This window comes from Bacillus cereus, assembly GCF_002564555.1.
Lineage (GTDB): Bacteria > Bacillota > Bacilli > Bacillales > Bacillaceae_G > Bacillus_A > Bacillus_A cereus_K.
This window is the reverse complement of record NZ_NUVD01000024.1, coordinates 175057-195218: the sequence shown is the minus strand read 5'-3', so window position 1 is coordinate 195218 and position 20162 is coordinate 175057. Positions and strand designations below refer to the sequence as shown.

The following is a 20162-nucleotide window of genomic DNA, read 5'->3' as shown; positions in this document are numbered from 1 at the left end:
GCACCTCTCTATTCGGTTATTTCTTTATGACTATCAATGACCGTCCCTTCTAGTGCTTGCGTTGCTAATTGATGCGCTTCTTTATTTTGTTTTCTAGATATTGGTTCACATACAAGTTTTAATTTCATTTGTTTCGCCTTTTGTTCAATTTGATCTAAGTAATGATTTAAATGTTCATCATAGCAAGGCCACTCTCCATCCAATTGCTGCAGCACAACTTGGGAATCTCCGCGCAGTGTAACTGCTTCATACTTAATTCCTAATTCCTCGAGTATATTCATCCCGTATAATAATGATGCATATTCAGCTTCATTATTATCATATATACCTTCTATATATGCATTACGGCGAATTCGGTAGTTCTTATTTCCCTTTTTATAATACACACATATACCTACTCCAGCTTCTTTCGTCTGAAGGTCATAACCACCATCAAAGTAAACATATATTTCTTGAAGCTCTTCCTCCACTTGTTTACTCAGTTTTTTCATTTCCTTTAATGACCATTCTGCATCCATTTCATCGTAAAATAAAAGGTCTTTCACTCTTCCTGTTTTCTCGAAATCCTCTGCAAATTGAAGCACTTCTTCAATACTCATATAATCTGTTGTTAATTCCGTCTGCAAACTACGCTTCGTTTTATACAACCAATGAATTTTATATTTCATACTAGATTCCCCCTTACTTAAGACTTCCTATATATCCAGCAAATTAAAACCTCACTTTATTTTATTATATTGTATCAAGAGTCACAGTAATATATTCACATACAAAAAGAGCCATCCTATATAAGGAATGGCTCTTTCACCTATTACATAAATCTTTCAAATTGTACTCGTTTATTAATCCAGTACATTACAGGCATACCAATCGCCATTACTACGAATTCACCCGCTGCACATGTTAACCAAGTCAACATAAATGGTAAATCAAATGCAAGATGAAGTTCAATTGCAATCATAAACATTGTAATCGTAAAGATAACTGTATTAAAAATCATACGAGCCCAAACACCTTTAATAAATCGCATAGAAATAATCGTTGCAACTAATGCAAGAATAGATTGCCCTACTCCAAATACTAAATCATAAGCGATCATAGGTGAGAAAAAGAGATTCGTTAAAAATACACCTAATACAATTCCGTAAATTGCTTTCTTATTAAATACAACGAGATGATTAAACATCTCTGAAATACGAAACTGTACATTCGTAAAGCCAAATGGCTGAATAAGCATAGAAACAGCAATATATAATGCCGCTAAAATACCATTACCGACTAAAGTTCTAATATTCATGACAAAATCTCCTTAGTTTTTTTACGTGGGATGGTTTCGAACCACGTTATTCGTTTTTTAAGCAACAAGATTATATTTTACGCAATAGGTAGTCTTTCGTCAATAGATTCCTATCCTTCACTACCTTTTTCCTTTTAGAAAACGTATAATAAGACATATGAAAGATTTAGGAGGTTTCACTTCATGACAGCAACAATTCAAAACGAGAAAGTGATCGTTTCCATTTCTGACAAAGGTGCAGAATTACAAAGCGTTCGCTTAAAAGAAGACAACACAGAATATTTATGGCAAGGTGATTCTACTTATTGGGGACGTCGCGCACCAATTTTGTTCCCAATCGTTGGACGCTTAGTAGATAATACATACTATGTAGATGGTAAACCATATTCTTTAACACAACACGGTTTCGCCCGTGATCTTGCGTTCTCTGTAAAAGAACAAAGCGAAACAAAAATTACTTATATCGTTACGAGTAATGAAGAAACATTAAAAAAATACCCATACGAATTTGAATTACTCGTTTCTTATGAGCTAGACGGACAAATCGTTCATGTAACATATGAAGTAAACAATCCTACTTCAAAAGAGATGTTCTTCTCAATCGGAGCACATCCTGGATTCAATTTCCCGTTATTAGACGGCGAATCATTTACAGATTATCATCTATCTTTTAATGGTTCAGAACGCTTAGAAACAAGCATATTAGAAGGACCTTACCTTTCAAATAACAAGCAACTCATCGCTGAAAATACGACAGAATTACCTCTTACATATGATTTATTCAAAAATGACGCACTTATTTTTGAAAATATGAATACGAATGAAATCTCTATTCGTTCCCATAAACACAATAAATTTGTAAAAGTAGAATTTGAAGGATTTCCATTTGTCGGCGTATGGACACCAGGGCATAACGCACCCTTCTTATGCATTGAACCTTGGTATGGAATCGCTGATGAAGTAAAACCTGCAAAAGATTTCAAAGAGAAAAAAGGAATTCAGTCTTTACAAGCGAATGAAACATTTACATGTCGTTATAGCATTACAATTGGATAAGTACCCTATCCCCTATTTTAAGAACATTATTAAGTAGGGGATAATCTAATAATTTGGAGGTTTCTCATTTTGATTGAAGTGTATATTGATGGTGCATCAAAAGGAAATCCTGGTCCTTCTGGTGCTGGAGTGTTTATTAAAGGCGTACAACCACCTGTGCAATTATCATTACCACTCGGGACAATGTCCAATCATGAAGCTGAATACCACGCTTTACTTGCGGCATTAAAACATTGCAAAGAGCATAATTATAGCATTGTATCTTTTCGTACAGATTCTCAGCTTGTTGAGCGAGCTGTTGAAAAAGAATACGCCAAAAATAAAATGTTTGCACCACTATTAGAGGAAGCACTGCAGTACATAAAAAGTTTCGATCTCTTTTTTATTAAGTGGATTCCAAGTAGTCAAAATAAAGTAGCTGATGAATTAGCTAGAAAAGCTATCTTACAAAATTAACGGGGGTATGAGTGTGAAAAAAGAGTGGATTGCTCCTCTTGCTTTGTTATTTGTCTCTTTTATTTGGGGAGCTACGTTTGTTGTCGTTCAAAATGCTATGTCTTTTGTCGGACCATTTACTTTTAATGGTGTTCGTTTTTTATTCGCGGGAATTATTTTATTATTCGTTCAAATGATTTTCTCACAAAAAACTTCAAAACAAGATATAAAGCAGAGCAGTGTCGCTGGATTGATTGTTGGATTCTTTTTATGTGTTGGCTATGTATTACAAACATTCGGCTTACTTTATACAACCTCTTCAAAAGCTGGTTTCTTAACTGGACTTAGTATCGTTATGGTTCCAATTTTGTCTTTTATCTTTTTAAAACAAAAGGCTACCATTTTCATCGTACTTGGTATTGCTGTAGCGACAGTAGGTTTATATTTATTAACTGCTGGTGATTCTTTTCAATTAAACATTGGAGATATACTCGTTCTCGGTTGTGCAGTCGCTTTCGCTGCCCATATTCTTGTTAACGGTTTCTTTTCTAAGAAAATATCACCTTTATTACTAAGCACCTCTCAAGTATTAGCTGTCGGTCTGTTTTCTTCTATTTGTGCTTTTTTGTTTGAAGATTGGGAAAAATTATTTTCAGTATCACTATGGACAAATCAGTCCTTTTTATTCGCACTCTTTCTAACTTCCCTGTTTGCAACGTCCATTGCTTTTTTCATTCAAACATCGGCACAAAAACATACTTCTCCAACGAGAGTAGCAATTATTTTCGCAATGGAGCCCGTTTTTGCTGCATTAACAGGCGTTCTCGTTGCAAACGAACAACTTTCTATTTCTACCATTATCGGGTGTCTTTGTATTTTTCTAGGCATGGTTTTTGTTGAACTACCTTCCAAAACAAAAAAAGAAGCGCAGGCTGCGTGAAGTTACGCTTGTAACTTCCGCATAAAAGCCTTAGCGCTTTTTTTATCTGTAATTTTTTCCTCTTTCAATCGTTCTAATAACGCAACAAAATAACTGCCATCAAACTGTAATTGATGTTTAATTGTCGCTTCTATTGCTACGTTCACAATTCTATCAGACGCACCAGTATATCCTTGTCCAAACATAATAAACCCTTGTGCTTCCTCTGATAGTTTAAATCCTTTCGTATGTAAGAATGAAAGATAATCTTCTACTGTTTGCATGATATTCCCACCTACTCAAAAATTCTCCATCTCCTATCATACATGTTTTTACACGCTATGAGAATGAAATTTCTTTGACAACTTTGTAAATCAATCGTCTACTTCGCTTGCAATGGAGGATTCTCTTACAATGTGAAAGAATATGTAAAGTGACATTTATTTCATATAAAAGGGGATAAAAAATGAAACAAGCACTATTAATTATTGATGCGCAACAAGAGTTAATTGATGGAAATGAACAAGAAAATGAAGTTTTTCGTAAAACCGAGCTATTAGCCACACTAAATACCGCTGTACAGCAAGCAATAAATTCCAATGCTCTAATCATTTTCATACGAGATACTGATGTTGCTTCTGGTAAAGGAGAAGGATTTGAAGTACATAATCAAATTAAAGTACCTCAGTCTGCAATCCTTATTAATAAAGCAGCAACAAATTCATTCTACGGTACTTCATTACTTGAACTTTTAAAAGAAGAAAAAATTAATCATATTGTTATAGGTGGCTGTAAAACAGAACATTGCATCGACACTGCCGTTAGAACAGCTACTGTACAAGGCTTTGATGTTACATTAATTAAAAACGGTCATTCAACAACTGATTCTAACGTGTTGTCTGCAGAGCAAATTATCTCTCACCATAATAAGATTTTACACGGTCATTATAACGTTGATCATTTTTCTATGGTGAGAGATATCGAAGAAGACCTCTTTCAACCAACTCATGACCAATACCGTGATTAGATTGACTATAAAAAAGAATCCTTTTCACGAAAGGATTCTTTTTTATCCAAAAATTTGTGCTGCAATGCCATTTAGCTTATTATTCCTTTTTAATAATTGATCGCGATTTTTTATCATTATTGGTGGTGTACTAACCTTTTGAAAACCAGTAATCTCTAATTTTCCCATGAAATATATCCCCTTTTTTCTTCCCTAAGACGCTCCACTCTAAACGCAAATTCAATCATTCTCCATCCCCTTATCTAGACATTTGAATCAATCTTCCCAAATCAACTTGTACATGTTTCCATTTATTTGTCACACACATATTCTATCTTGACCAAGACTATATTGTAAATGAGGTGACAACATGCCCATTACGAATCGATTTTCTACCACCACTAACGGCGCACTCGCTATTACAGGAAACACATTAGGCTTAAGTAAAATTAGTAATCAAAACCGTGCTGGTACAATCGGGGCAATTGGTGCATTCGTAACTACGAATACTGCTTTACAAGTGACTACTTTTCCTGCTGGTACAACATTAAACTATACACAAAATAGTTCTACCGCTATTTTGAATATCCCTGCTGGCAGTACTATTCTTTACGCCGAACTCGTTTGGGGTGGGAACTATTTATCTCGTGATCAAAACATTACGAGTGTATTAGGAAACCCAGTTTCTTTTACAACACCTGTGTCAACATACTCGATTACCCCTTCAGCTGTTACGGCTTCGAATCAAACATTTGTTTCTGGCTCTGTCACATTTGGATTTTATACACGATCCGCAGATGTAACATCACTCGTTCAAGCTGGGGGATCTGGCTCTTATACAACCGGCTCTGTTCCGGGGCTTGTTGATCCTTTAGATGCTTCTAACGGGGCTATCAATTCTGCTGGATGGACGCTCATTGTCGCTTATCAAAACGGTTCCTTACCCGCAAGAAATTTAACCATTTATGTAGCTGGTAACCGTGTTTCTGTAGAAACTGGTAGCGCAGATGTATCAGTTTCCGGATTTTTAACACCTGCGGGAGGACCTGTAAGTGGACGATTATTTTTAAGCTCTACTGAAGGAGATGCGGATTTAACTGGAGACCAAGCTTTATTTGGACCAAATTTCAGTTCATTAAATGCTTTATCTGGGCCAAATAATGCTGTGAATAATTTCTTCGGTTCCCAAATTAATAATGCTGCAGGGAACTTAGATACTACTGGAACATTTGGCACGCGAAACCAAAGTGCTTCTACAAGCACAAATATCTCCGCTGGAAGGCAAGGGTGGGACATTACCTCCATTGATATTTCTCCTTATTTAACAAATTCCCAAGTCTCCGCCGCAATCCGTTTAACAACTAACGGAGATGCGTATATGTTAAATACAGTCGGTTTACAAATTAATATCAATTCACCTAATATACAAGCAACGAAAAACGTGAATAAAAGTGTTGCTGCAATTGGAGATGTTCTCACCTATACAGTTACTGTTCCTAACACTGGGCTTCTTCCTGCAAATAACGTTATTTTTACAGACATTCTCCCTAACGGCACTTCGTTTATACCTGGAAGCGTAACAATAGATAACATACCACAAACAAACGCAAATCCAGCCGCTGGTATATCTCTTGGAACCATTAATAATAGTGCTTCTCGCACTGTAACTTTTCAAGCGACTGTCGTTTCTCTTCCAAATCAAAACCCTATCGCGAACACTGCTACTATTACATTTCAATATACACCAATTGCTGGAGGAACAACTTTTAACGGTATTGCAACAAGCAACTCTGCTGGTACACAAATTAACCTAGCAGATATTAATGGAACAAAATCCGTTAACAAACTCTTTACCGATATTGGTGAAACATTAACTTACAGTATTTCCTTAGCTAATATAGGAAATATCGCTGCAACGAACGTTATATATACGGATCCAATTCCTAGCGGGACTACTTTTATTCCTGGGAGTGTAACTGTTAACGGAGTGACTCAAGTTGGAGTGAATCCGGCTAATGGTATATCCGTTGGAACCATTGCTGCAAATTCTACTACTACTATTTCATTTCAAGTATCCGTTCCTTCTATCCCCCAAACCAATCCAATATTAAATAGTGGTACAACAACATATCAATACATTCCTGTACCAAATCAACCGGCAGTAAGTGCGACTGATACGACAAATATCGTCTCCACTCAAGTGAATAATGCTACTGTAACTATGGCAAAAGCAGTAGATAAAAACTATGCAGATATTGGCGATACACTGACTTACACTGTTGCCTTTACAGGTACAGGGAATACGAATGCGAACAATGTTATTTTTACAGATGCCATTCCTACAGGAACAACTTTTGTCCTAAACAGTTTAACAATAGATGGCACGACACAAGTTGGCGCAAATCCGGCTAATGGTGTGAATATAGGATCTATCCCAACTGGCACGACCAAAAATGTTTCATTTCAAGTAGTAGTAAATACAATTCCTCCAGCAAATGTCGTATCTAATGGATCAAGCGCTTCTTATCAGTACACCGTCAATCCTAGTCAATCACCCGTTACAAAAAACATTTCTTCTAATCTCGTTTCTACTCAAATTAACAATGCGAATTTAACATTAACAAAGTCTACAAATAAACAATTTGCTACTATTGGAGATACAATCAGTTATACAATCCTTATTACAAACAGTGGAAATACAGCCGCAACTAACGTACAGCTAACAGATCCACTTCCAAATGGAACGATATTAACACCAGGTACCGTAACGCTAAACGGCGTCTTACAAAATGTAGATTCTCTCGTCGCCTTACCTATCGGTACAATTCCTGGCGGAGCTACTTTTACCCTTTCTTTCCAAGTAACAGTCATCAATATTACTGCACAAAATCCTATTGTTAATAACGCTTTCTCTTCTTATATTTATACTGTAAATCCAAGTCTGCCACCGACTTCAAAAACAGCAAATTCTAATTCTGTTTCATCAACAATTAGACTAGCAAATCTTCATGCTATTAAATCTGTAAATCAAACGTTTGCGGAAGTTGGAGATGTATTAACTTACACTTTTGCTCTTACAAACGATGGAAATGTTGCGGCGAACAATGTATTACTATCCGATTCCATTGCGAATGGTACTTCCTTTGTACCAGCCAGTGTTATAGTTAACGGCGTTACTCAGCCAGGCGCAACACCAGCTAGCATCAATATTGGTAGTATCAATGCTGGCACTACAATTACAGCTTCATTCCGAGTATTAATAACTAGCATTCCAAACCCTAATCCTATTTCGAATAGTGCTTCCGTTTCCTATAACTTTATCGTTGATCCAAACGCTTCACCTGTAAATAAAAGTACTACTTCCACTACTACATTTACCCAAGTGAATGATGCGAATGTCATTTCAACAAAAACAGTGGATCGAGCTTTCGCTACCGTTGGGGATATATTAACGTATACCGTTATTTTAACAAATGCTGGAAGTGTTTCTGCTGATAGTCCAACTTTCGTAGATACGAATCCTGACGGTACTACCTTTATCCAAAACACTTTCCTTATTAATGGTGTACTCCAAAATAACGCAGATCCAAATATAGGTGTTCCACTACCTTCCATTCCTGCTAACGGCTCACTTACCGTCTCTTATCAAGTAACTGTCACCTCTTTACCAGCCCAAAACCCAACAATAAATTCTTCCAGTACCCAGTATGAATTCACTCTAAATCCAGGTGATCCACCAATTATAGAAACATCTTTAAGTAACACTGTAAGTACACAAATTAACTTAGCAAATGTAGTTATTGTCAAAGAGGTAGATTTAACTATCGCAGATGTCGGGCAACCCATCACATATACAATTTCCTTAGCTAACCTTGGCAATACCCCAGCAAATAATATAGTTGTTACCGATATATTGCCTCCTGGTACTACGCTTGTACCAAATAGTATTTTTATAGGTGGTGCTTTACAGCTAGGCGCCGATCCAAGTGTCGGTCTTCAAGTCGGTACAATTCCTGCTGGTGGCTTTACAACGATTATTTTTCAAATAAGTGCAAATGGGCTACCTTCACCAAATCCAGTGCAAAACAGCGCTGCACTTCAATATAGCTTTATCGCTGATCCAAATTTACCTGCTGTTGTGAAAAACGCTACTAGTAATATAGTAACTACACAAATTAATACTGCTAATATTGTTGCTACAAAGCTAACAAGCACAAACTTTGCTGATGTTGGTGCTTCCATAACGTATACAACTACTTTAACTAACAACGGAAATATTTCTGCTTCCAATGTAACGTTTACTGATATCATTCCAACAGGTACCACCTTCATTCCTAATACTGTAACGATTAACGATGTCCCTATAGCCAATGCAAATCCTGCTAGCGGCATTTTAATTGGTACGATAGGTGCAAATTCATCACGTACCATTGCATTCCAAGTTTTTGTACCAACTATCCCTGCTGTAAATCCGATTACAAATCAATCAGGCACAACATTCCAATATACGTATGATCCATCCAAACCAGCTGTAATGCAGATGGTTGCTTCTAACACTGTACAAACAACTATTAATAACGCCTCAATTGCCGCTACAAAATCTGCAGATAAGCAGTTTGCTAACGTAAATGATATTATTACGTACACGACTACTTTAACGAATAATGGGAACACACTTGCATCAAATGTAATATTTACAGATGTAATTCCAAACGGAACATCATTTATTTCTAATAGTGTTACTGTAAATGGGAATACACTCCCTAATGTAAATCCAGCAAGTGGAATTGCAATTGATCCAATAAATCCGAATGCAAATACGACAATCTCATTTCAGGTAAAAGTAAATTCCATACCTAGTCCGAATCCAATCCCGAATCAAAGTAATACGGCGTACCAATATGTCGTAAATCCTAACTTACCTCCAGCTTCCGCCAATGCGTTAAGTAATATAATAACGACTCAAATTAATAACGCTACAATTGTCGCTACGAAGTCAGTGAATACACCGACAGCTGCAATAGGAGATATCGTTACCTATACGATTGCAGTTACGAACACAGGGAATATTCCTGCTAGTGCTACAGTTTTAACAGATGGACTCGGTGCAGGCGCTTCATTTGTCCCAAACTCTGTAACTATCAATAATATTCCGCAGCCAGGGTTAGATCCATCACTTGGTATTCATTTAGCAGATATTCCGCCAGGAGATACTGTATTCATTACTTTTCAAGCACAAATTTTAGCGATACCACCTAGTGGCACATTAACAAATAATGCTCTTGTAAATTATGAATATACCGTGAATCCAAACCAATCACCTGCTGTTGGTAGTACAATTACGAATACGACGGTTACTCCAATTATTGATGCTACTCTATCTATAAATAAAACTGTCAATTCAACATTCGCTACTATTGGAGATACACTTACTTTCACTTCTACCATTACTAATTCCGGTAATACTACTGCAAACAATGTTATTTTTACAGATTTAATTCCAGATGGTACAACGTTTATTCCAAATAGTTTTACAGTAAATGGAACAACCATTCCTAATGCAAATCCACAAAACGGTATCAATATCGGTAACATAAATTCAAATGCATCAGTTATACTCAGCTTTCAGGTAAACATTACAACGATCCCAAACCCTAATCCAATCCCTAACAAATCATCGCTTCAATATAGCTTTATTGTTGATATAAATGAGCCACCTGTTTCACGAACAGTTAAATCCAATAAAACCTTTACACAAGTAAATACCGCTTCCGTTATCGCAACAAAAACTGCAAGCAGTGCATTTGCTGCTGTTGGAGATACCATTACGTATACAACTACTCTCACTAATGGCGGAAATACTACTGCAAACACACCTATTTTTATAGATATATTACCTACTGAACTTTCATTCGTTCCTGATAGCGTACAAATTAACACCATCCCACAACTCGGTTTTAGGCCAGATAGCGGGGTTCCTTTAGACCCAATTCCAGTTGGAGGATCAGTAACAATTAGCTTTCAAGCTATCGTTGGCTCAATACCAGCTACAAATCCAACATTGAACCAATCTAGCACAACATACTCTATCATTGTTGATCCTACCCAGCCGCCGGTGACAGAAACAGCTACAAGTAATCCAACTTTAGTTCAAATTAACGAAGCAATTATTCAAGCAACGAAAAGTGTGAATCGTATTTTTTCTGACGTCGCACCTGGAAATTCATTTTTAACGTACACTGTTTTATTGGAAAATATAGGGAATGAAACTGCTACTAATATCATTTTTACAGATTCGATTCCAAATAATACAGTATTTATAGAAGATAGCGTTCGAGTAGGTGGGGTTTTATTACCTGGGGTGAATCCAGCAAACGGGATACCAATTGGGGATATTATCGCAGAGGATTTTATAAACGTCACTTTCCGCGTTCAAGTAGTTAGTATTCCAAATCCAATTTTCACAATCGGACCTGGGGGACCAAACTCACCGGTTGTAAACGACGCTTCTATTAATTATCAATTTATGACAGGACCTAATTTACCACTCGTTTCAAGAAGTACGACATCCAATCCTGTTTCGACACAAATAAATTCTGGGGAAATTGCACTTGTTAAATCTGCAGATAAAACTTTCGCAACGATCGGAGATACAATCTCTTATACAATTACATTAAGTAACCCTGGAAATGTCACTTCACAAAATATTATTTTCACGGATACTTTACCTGACGGAACGACATTTATTTCCGGAACTCTTACAAATGATTCTGGTACGCAGCAAATAGGCAATCCAGCAAGCGGAATTCAGATTGGAAATATAAATCCCGGTAGTACGGCTACTATTACGATAAACGTACTTGTAACAAGCATACCAAGCATAAATCCAATTTCTAATTTTAGTTCTGTACAATTTCAGCATATTGTCGATCCAGGTCAACCAGCTATAACACAAACCGCTTCATCTAATACCGTTACTACAACAATAAACAGCGCACTATTAACCTCGACAAAAAGCGCTGATAAATTAATCATTTCCGTCGGTGATACAGTTACGTATACAACTACTATTACAAATACAGGAAATACATCAGCAAAGAATATAACATTCACAAGCGCTATTCCAGCTAGCACTACATTCATACCAAATTCAGTCACAATAAATGGATTTCAGCAGCCTGGTGCGCAGCCAGCACTTGGAGTAAACATACCCAACATCGCTCCTGGTGAAACAGTAACTGTTACTTTCCAAGTAAAGGTTATTTCTATTCCCCCTTCAAGCTCAATTATGGGTAATGATACAATTCTATATTCTTATACTGTTGATCCTAGCGGAGCTCCTATTACAACTTCTACTTCAACGAATATCGTTACAAATCCTGTACTAGATGCTATGTTAACGATGGTAAAATCGGTCGATCAAACACTTGTAACGCTAGGTGATACCATTACCTATACGACCATTTTAACGAATAAAGGTAATACAAATGCAACGAATATTACTTTCACTGATCTTATACCAGATGGCACAACGTTTATTACTGATAGCGTTACAATAAATGGCATCACACAAATCGGACTCAATCCTAATACAGGTATAACGATTGGATCAATTGCTCCTAACAGTTCAATATCTATAGCATTTCAAGTTACCGCTACTTCTACACCAGTTCAAAATCCGATTGCCAATTCCGCTACTGCTTCTTACACATTTATCGCCGATCCAAATGCACCGGTTGTTTCAAGAACTGCTACTTCAAACACAGTGTTTACTACAATTAATACAGCTACCATTCTTTCATCGAAACAAGTCGATAAATCCTTTAGTCGTATCGGCGACACACTCACTTATACTGTCACTTTAACAAACAACGGAAATTCCTCCGCACAAAATGTTATTTTCACAGATACAATGCCGAGCGGCACTACATTTATTGCAAACACATTTTCTATTAATGGAATTTCTCAAAGTGGTGCGAATCCAGCGAATGGTGTAAATATTGGGCCGATAACAGCTGGGTCTACAGTAAATGTTTCCTTCCAAGTAAACGTAACTTCATTACCAACCGAAAACCCAATTGTAAATTTCTCATCAACATCGTATCAATTAGTCTCACCACCTGATGCAGAAACTTCAATTAGTAATCCTGTTTCAACGCAAATTAAAGAAGCCATATTATCCATGACGAAAAACGAAAGTGTATCCTTTGCAGGTATCGGGCAAACTGCTTTTTATACTACTTCTATTTCGAATGTAGGGAATACGGATGCAACTAACATTGTATTCACAGATGTATTACCAAGTGGACTCACATTTGTTCCTAACACATTAACGGTCGATGGCGTTTTACAACCTAATGCGAATCCAAATACAGGTGTAGCACTTGCAACACTCCCACCAAATGAAATATATAGTATCGTTTTTCAAGTTACAGTGAATAGCATTCCACCTAGTAATCCGGCACTGAATACAGCATCAACGTCATATGAGTTTACTGTTGATCCAGGCAATCCGCCGGTATCGAATACAGCTAGCTCCAACACTACACTTCTTCAAATAAACAACGCAAATATTATTAGCACAAAAACAGCAGATCTTACTTTTGCGGATGTTGGTAATACAATAACATTTACACTAAACCTTCCTAATACAGGGAATACAACCGCAACGGATGTTACAGTTATTGATATATTGGACAGCAATTTAAGTTTCGTTCCAAACAGTTTCACAGTTAATGGGCAAACCATTCCAAACGCTGATTTATCTACTGGCGTAAATATAGGCTCAATTAATGGTGGTAATGCGGCAATCGTCACATTCCAAGCAACTGTTACTACACTTCCAACACTTAATCCAATATCTAATTCTACTTCAACCACATATCATTACGTCGTTGATCCTACCCAGCCACCTATTACAACTTCCAACCAATCGAATACAACGACAACACAAATTAATAGCGCTATCCTTACTGCACAAAAAAATTCAAATGTGTCAACAGTAGACATCGGGCAAGATATCGTCTACACCGTTATAATTACAAATAGCGGAAATATTAGTGCGACGAATGTTATTTTTACCGACCTTATTCCAGACGGAACTTCCTTTGAAACGAATAGTTTTACACTTAACGGAACTAGTATCCCAAATGCAAACATTATTACAGGCGTTCCAATTGGTGATATCGCGCCAAACAAATCTGTCATCGTAGCATTTCATATTACTGCCAATGAAATTCCACCTATAAATCCAATTATCAATCAAGCTAACGTTAGCTTCCAGCATATCGTTAATCCAGCTAATCCTCCCGTTTCAAAAAACATTACTTCTAACAACGTTACAACAAAAATTGAAAGTGCTATTTTAAACACTATTAAAATAGGAGATAAAGCATTTGCAACTATTGGTGATACGATTACGTATACAACGACTATTTCGAATACAGGAAATATCCCAGCTAACAACGTTGTTTTCTCAGATCCTATACCATCATGGACACAATTTGTTGCAGGATCCGTTGTTATTGATGGCACTTCATTACCATCCGCTTCCATTATTAACGGTGTTGGCATAAATACAATCAACCCAAATCAAACTGTAACAATCATATTCCAAGTACAAATCGTAAGTAATCCAACAACGTTCACACCTGAACTCCAAAACTTAGGGTTTGTTAACTTCCAATATAACGTAGGCAATGCATTACAAGCTCAGCCCGGCAATGTGGAAACGAACGTCTTCGTTACTTCTATTAATTCAGCAATACTTTCAGCTGTAAAAACGGCTAATATAGCCTTTGCAAATATCGGAGACACAATCACTTATACAATTTTGATTCAAAATAGCGGCAATACAACTGCTACGAATCTAAATTTCTCAGACCTGATTCCAGCAGGAACGAACTTTGTTGAAAATAGTTTTGCTGTAAATGGAAGTACCATTCCAGGTGCAAATCCAAATAACGGAGTTAATATTGGATCCGTTAGTGCGAGTAGCTCCTTAACTGTTACTTTCCAAGTCATAGTTACATCTACTCCACCTTCAAACCCAATTACAAACGTTGCATCTATTCAATTCACATTCATTGTTGATCCGGCAGCCCCTCCTGTTACAAACACAATAAATTCTAATGGCGCTTCAACACAAATTAATAACGCTACCGTTACTACTGTTTTAGAAGCAAATCGATCTATCGTATCTATCGGAGATATAATTACGTATACAGCAACATTAACGAATACTGGAAACCTCCCTGCAAATTCTGTATTACTCATAAACGGAATTCCTATAGGTGCAATATTCGTTCAAAATAGCGTTACGTTAAATGGAATTTCACTTCCAGATGCAAGTCCAAATCTCGGTATTCCAGCTGGTATTATCGCACCAGGTGATTCTGCTACTATTACGTTCCAATTTCTTGCAAGTTCTATTCCACCGCAAGGGGCGATTATAAATCAAGCCATTACAAGTTACACGTATATTGTCGATCCAAGTCAACCTCCAGTTACAGCAACATCCTCATCTAATACGGTTAATACAGCTGTCATTGATGCATCGTTATCCGCAATTAAAAATACAGATTCTCTCGTAAAATCTACTAACGGTACAATCACTTACACAGTAGTCGTTCAAAATAACGGAAATACTACTGCAAATACAGTTACTTTAACAGATTTGGTCCCAGAAGGAACTGCATTTATTCCTAATAGCGTGACCATTAATAGCGTTTCCGTTCCAGGTGCCGATCCAAACATAGGGATACCATTAAACGCCATCGCGCCGTCAGAAATTGTCACCATCACATTCCAAGTTATCGTTCAATCCATTCCAAGCGTGAATCCAATTTCTAATACAGCCCGTATTGACTATACTTTTATCGCCGATCCAACCTCTCCTATCATCTCTCGTACAATTACTTCTAATCCAGCATCCACACAAATTTCAGATGCGACTATCCTTTCTTTAAAAACAGTCAATGCACAACAAGCAACAACTAGCGATATTTTGACCTACACGATAACATTAGAAAATAACGGAAATATCTCAGCAACTAATCTCTCATTTTTAGATTCTACTCCAAATGGGACTACATTCGTAGAAAATAGTTTTACGCTTAACGGAACAGCTATACTTGGTGCCAATCCAAATGTAGGTGTTACTTTGCCTAACCTAGCAGCAAACGCCACTCACCTTATTTCGTTCCAAATTCTTATTAATGATCCATTTTTGCAACAATCAATTACAAATCAATCCAATACAACCTATTCAATTCAACCCGATCCAGGGCAACCACCAATTACCGAAACATCTACAAGTAATATCGTCATTACAAATTTCGTGCAAGCACAATTGACAATTATAAAAACCGCCAACCCAATAACTGTAGATATTGGCGGAACTATCCTTTATATTTCTGAAGTGAAAAATACCGGCAATGTTGACGCAATAAATATTATTTTCATAGATTCTATTCCAGCTGGTACAACATTCGTTCCAGATAGTGTTACAATTAATGGTGTCCTGCAGCCAGGCGTAAATCCAGAAAACGGAATACCGATTGGAACGATTCCATCAAATGGTTCCAAAACGATACTATTTCAAGTGCAAACAAACAATCCACCTACTGAAACCAAAATTGCAAATCAATCTTCTGTAAATTACCAGTATGTAAGTATCCCTACAGCTCCACCAGTGAATCGCTCTGTAAATTCTAATATTGTTACAACATCACTTCAAAATGCAAATATTCTATCTGTTAAAACGGCGGATGTAACTTTCGTATCCATCGGGCAAAATATTACCTATACAAATACACTACAAAATACAGGAACCGTTCCAACTAACAATACTGTGCTCATTGACAACATTCCAGAAGGTACTATATTCATCGAAGATAGCTTATCAATAAATAATGTGATTCAGCCTGGCGTGAATCCAGAAAACGGAGTAACTCTCGGCACGATACAACCAAATGAAACAGTTACTATTTCATTCCAAGTACAACTTACAAATATACCTTCGGGTAATACAGTCATTAATATTTCAGACACTTCGTATGAATACCAAATTGACCCTAGTTCTCCGATTGTTCAGCGCAAGTCGTTATCAAATGCAGTAAACACGGAAGTGCGGACGGCAAATGTTAGCGCCATTAAATCCGCCAATAGATCCATTACACGTATCGGTCAAATCATCACATATACAGTCGCAGTTACAAACGCTGGTACAGTACCTATTACAAATGCTCTCCTTATTGATGCGATTGCAGCCGGGACCACATTCGTTCCAAATAGCATACTTGTAGATGGCATACCAAGACCTAACGAAAATCCAATTACCGGAATAACCCTTGGTATTCTCCTTCCAAATAATACGATTATTGTTACGTTTCAAGTAAATGTAGTCTCTATACCTTCACAAAATACTATTAATAATATCGCTGTCATTCACTATGAATATCAACCGGAACCAAGCGCACCACCAATTTCAGAAAAGACCTCTTCCAATAGTACAAATATACAATTTATTGATGTCATTCTTATCGCTACAAAGTCGACTAATAAAATAATAGCTAATATTGATGAAACCGTTGCATATACAGTATTCATTCAAAATAACGGGTACACTACAACTAACTCCATCTTTTTTACAGATACTATAGAGGATGGAACAGTATTTATTCCAGGAAGTGTAATAGTTAACAATACTGTGCTTCCTGCAGCAGATCCTAATATCGGCTTTTCCATTCCTAATATCGCACCAAGTCAAACGACTACAATAACATTCCAAGTTTCCGTCACGAATTTACCAGCCGTAAACCCAACACCTAATACTGCAAACATCGTCTATGACTTTATTTTCAATCCTGACTTTGCACCAATTCAAAAATCTACTGCTTCCAATACTACTTTCCTCCAAATTAATGACGCTGATATCGTTTCACTTAAAACTGTTGATTTCACCTCTGTAACAATTGGTGACATTTTAACTTATACAACAACTTTAACGAATATAGGGAATACGGATGCTACCGCTGTTGTATTTACAGACAATATTCCTGATGGAACAACATTTATAGACGGTAGTGTTTTAGTAAATAATATCCCTCAGCTTAACGCCAATCCAAGTGCCGGTATACTTGTAGGAACGATTGCTCCTGACATTTCTATCCCAGTCACATTTTCTGTTACCACCGTAGCTCTTCCAGCTAGTGGGCGCATTCAAAATCAATCAACCTCTCGTTATATAATAAATGGGGAAGAACAAATATCGACTAGTAATATTACCTTCACTGAAGTTATTTCTGCTAATGTAATTGCGACAAAAACAACGCCAATCCAATACGCTGACTTGCAAACTATCATCCCTTATACAATTTCCATCATAAATAACGGAAATATACAAGTGGAAAACATTGTTGTTACAGATATCATTCCAGCAAATACGAGCTTTATAGAGAATAGTGTTATTGTGAATGGCAACGCTCGTCCAAATGACAACCCACTTAGCGGTATACAAATTGATAACATTCCACCTAATACGGTAGCAACCATTCTATTCCAAGTCCGAGTTACTTCGATTCCGCAAACAAATCCAATTTCTAATACGAGTACAATTGAATATCAATACACGGTACCAGACAGGCCGCCTATTACCGAAACTATTATTTCATCAGCTGCCGTAACAGAAATTCATCACGCGAATTTGAATAGTAATAAAACTGTTAACCTTGCATTTGCAACGGTCGGTGACACGTTAACGTATACGATTACACTCAATCAAACTGGTAATGTTTCAGCAAATGATGTAGTCATTCAAGATATTATTCCTCAAGGTACTACATTTATAGAAAATAGCGTCATTGTAAACGGCGAAGCCCTTCCGGGAGTTAATCCAGTAAGCGGCATACCAATTGATACTATACTTGTAGGTGGAGATGCTATCGCTTCATTCCAAGTAACTGTGACTTCTATTCCAACACCAAATGAACTCAACAACCAAGCAATTACTACTTTTAACTATATAGTCAACCCAAATAACTTACCTGTTACAAATACGACTACAACAAATACAGTCACAACAACCGTCCAAAATGATAATGTTATTGCTATAAAGTCTGTTAATGCCACAAATGCATTACCTAGTCAAACTTTAACGTATACAATTACAATTACTAATAGCGGTAATGTAACGATTGAAGATCTTCTCGCTGTTGACACCGTACCAGTAGATACAACCTTCGTTACTAGCAGTGTTACGATTAACGGAATCAATCAGCCTAATGCGAATCCTGAAAATGGTATTACATTAGGAAACCTTGCTCCTAATGTATCTGCTATCATTACTTTCCAAGTAACAATATCTTCTTCTACTCTTCAATCTGCAATCAATAACGACGCTACTATTTCCTATACGTTTATCATTGATCCAACCGAACCACCTATTACAATTACAAAGCAAACAAATACCGTTACAACAACACTGATTGAGCCAATGATTAACATTGAGAAAACAGCTGACAAATCTATTGTCGTTATAGGAGACATTATTACATTCACATTAAAGGTATTTAATCATTCCCCAATTCCTACAGTAAGTACTTCCGTTTTAGATATGATTCCAGCTGGTACAACATTTATAGAAAACAGTGTAACAATTAACGGTACTCCGGTTCCAAATATTCGACCAGACACTGGTATTAATATTGGTTCCTTATCGGCAGATGGAATAGCAACTATAACATTTAAAGTTCTCGTAACTTCTATTCCTTTTAACAGTACGATTATCAATTCGGCAACAGTTACAGCCGCTTTCCAATTGACACCACAGAATCCGCTTATTACTTTCATTGTTAATTCGAATATTGTTCGTATACCAGTTCAATTTATTACTGCAACAGTAATAAAAAGTGCTTCCGTCAGCTCAGCCTATTTAAATCAATATTTTAATTACACGGTGCAGATTACAAATACTTCCGACATTTCACTTTTAAACGTTTCTTTACAAGATACCATTCCAACAGGTTTACAATTTATAAACGGTACGGTCTTCATTAATGGAGAACACTCTCCACTTGCGAATCCGAATATCGGTTTCCTTGTTACTACTAATTTTGAACCAAACGAAACAATAATCGTGTTATTCACAGTACAGGTGATAAGTCCACCTGTTAATAATGAATTTAAAAACAGTGCAAATATTTCATTACAGCTTCAAACTACTCCTACCGATCCACCAATCATAGTAACCGTTACAAGTAACGAAAACATCGTCACCTTTATTCCAGAAAATCCAGTTGAAACACTTCCAAATTTAAATTGCTTCTTTGACGGTGAACGTTTCATACGCATTACTCCTCGAAATATACGAAATTACTTTTGGAGTTGGTGGCGTTAATCAAAAAAGAAAAAGCTTGTAGTTCGGATAATATCCAAACTACAAGCTTTTT

The 20162-nt window shown here is 36.7% G+C and carries 8 protein-coding genes, 1 pseudogene and 1 riboswitch; of the genes and pseudogenes, 5 read left to right on the top strand and 4 right to left on the bottom strand.

The genetic code is table 11. The annotated features are described in order from the left end of the window. Positions 1 to 8 precede the first annotated feature (8 nt). Together COI75_RS15520 and COI75_RS15515 are read right to left on the bottom strand one after the other, a co-directional pair. Positions 9 to 668, bottom strand: coding sequence for a ribonuclease H family protein (locus COI75_RS15520; RefSeq protein ID WP_098380380.1), 660 nt, complete (start codon positions 666 to 668; stop codon positions 9 to 11). A 143-nt stretch (positions 669 to 811) separates the two neighbouring features. Continuing rightward, positions 812 to 1297, bottom strand: coding sequence for a QueT transporter family protein (locus tag COI75_RS15515; RefSeq protein WP_001026466.1), 486 nt, complete (start codon positions 1295 to 1297; stop codon positions 812 to 814). Between the two features lie 6 nt (positions 1298 to 1303). Next, positions 1304 to 1348: riboswitch (PreQ1 riboswitch) on the bottom strand. Between the two features lie 132 nt (positions 1349 to 1480). On the opposite strand from COI75_RS15515, the gene COI75_RS15510 reads away from it, so the two are divergent. The 3 genes from COI75_RS15510 to COI75_RS15500 all read left to right on the top strand — a co-directional run bounded on the left by COI75_RS15510 (position 1481) and on the right by COI75_RS15500 (position 3728). Further along, positions 1481 to 2353, top strand: a complete 873-nt coding sequence (locus COI75_RS15510) for an aldose 1-epimerase family protein (protein WP_000127401.1) — start codon at positions 1481 to 1483, stop codon at positions 2351 to 2353. A gap of 69 nt (positions 2354 to 2422) precedes the next feature. Next, positions 2423 to 2809: a reverse transcriptase-like protein gene (locus COI75_RS15505; protein ID WP_000573876.1), complete on the top strand. Its 387-nt coding sequence runs from the start codon at positions 2423 to 2425 to the stop codon at positions 2807 to 2809. Positions 2810 to 2822: 13 nt separating this feature from the next. Continuing rightward, entirely contained in the window at positions 2823 to 3728 is a 906-nt protein-coding gene (locus COI75_RS15500) for a DMT family transporter (RefSeq protein ID WP_000712617.1), read from the top strand. A 2-nt stretch (positions 3729 to 3730) separates the two neighbouring features. On the opposite strand, the gene COI75_RS15495 is transcribed toward COI75_RS15500, so the two are convergent. Next, positions 3731 to 3991 (bottom strand): DUF6123 family protein, encoded by a 261-nt coding sequence (locus COI75_RS15495; RefSeq protein WP_001195214.1) that lies wholly within the window; start codon positions 3989 to 3991, stop codon positions 3731 to 3733. Between the two features lie 182 nt (positions 3992 to 4173). On the opposite strand from COI75_RS15495, the gene COI75_RS15490 reads away from it, so the two are divergent. Beyond that, positions 4174 to 4734: a cysteine hydrolase family protein gene (locus COI75_RS15490; RefSeq protein WP_000806315.1), complete on the top strand. Its 561-nt coding sequence runs from the start codon at positions 4174 to 4176 to the stop codon at positions 4732 to 4734. Positions 4735 to 4776: 42 nt separating this feature from the next. On the opposite strand, the pseudogene COI75_RS27135 reads toward COI75_RS15490, so the two are convergent. Further along, positions 4777 to 4905 (bottom strand): annotated as a pseudogene (locus tag COI75_RS27135) (GNAT family N-acetyltransferase); the annotation flags it as partial. Positions 4906 to 5083: 178 nt separating this feature from the next. Between COI75_RS27135 and COI75_RS15485 the strand changes: the two are divergent. Next, a complete protein-coding gene (locus COI75_RS15485) occupies positions 5084 to 20110 on the top strand; it encodes a DUF7507 domain-containing protein (RefSeq protein WP_098448458.1) in 15027 nt (5008 codons plus the stop codon). Positions 20111 to 20162 lie beyond the last annotated feature (52 nt).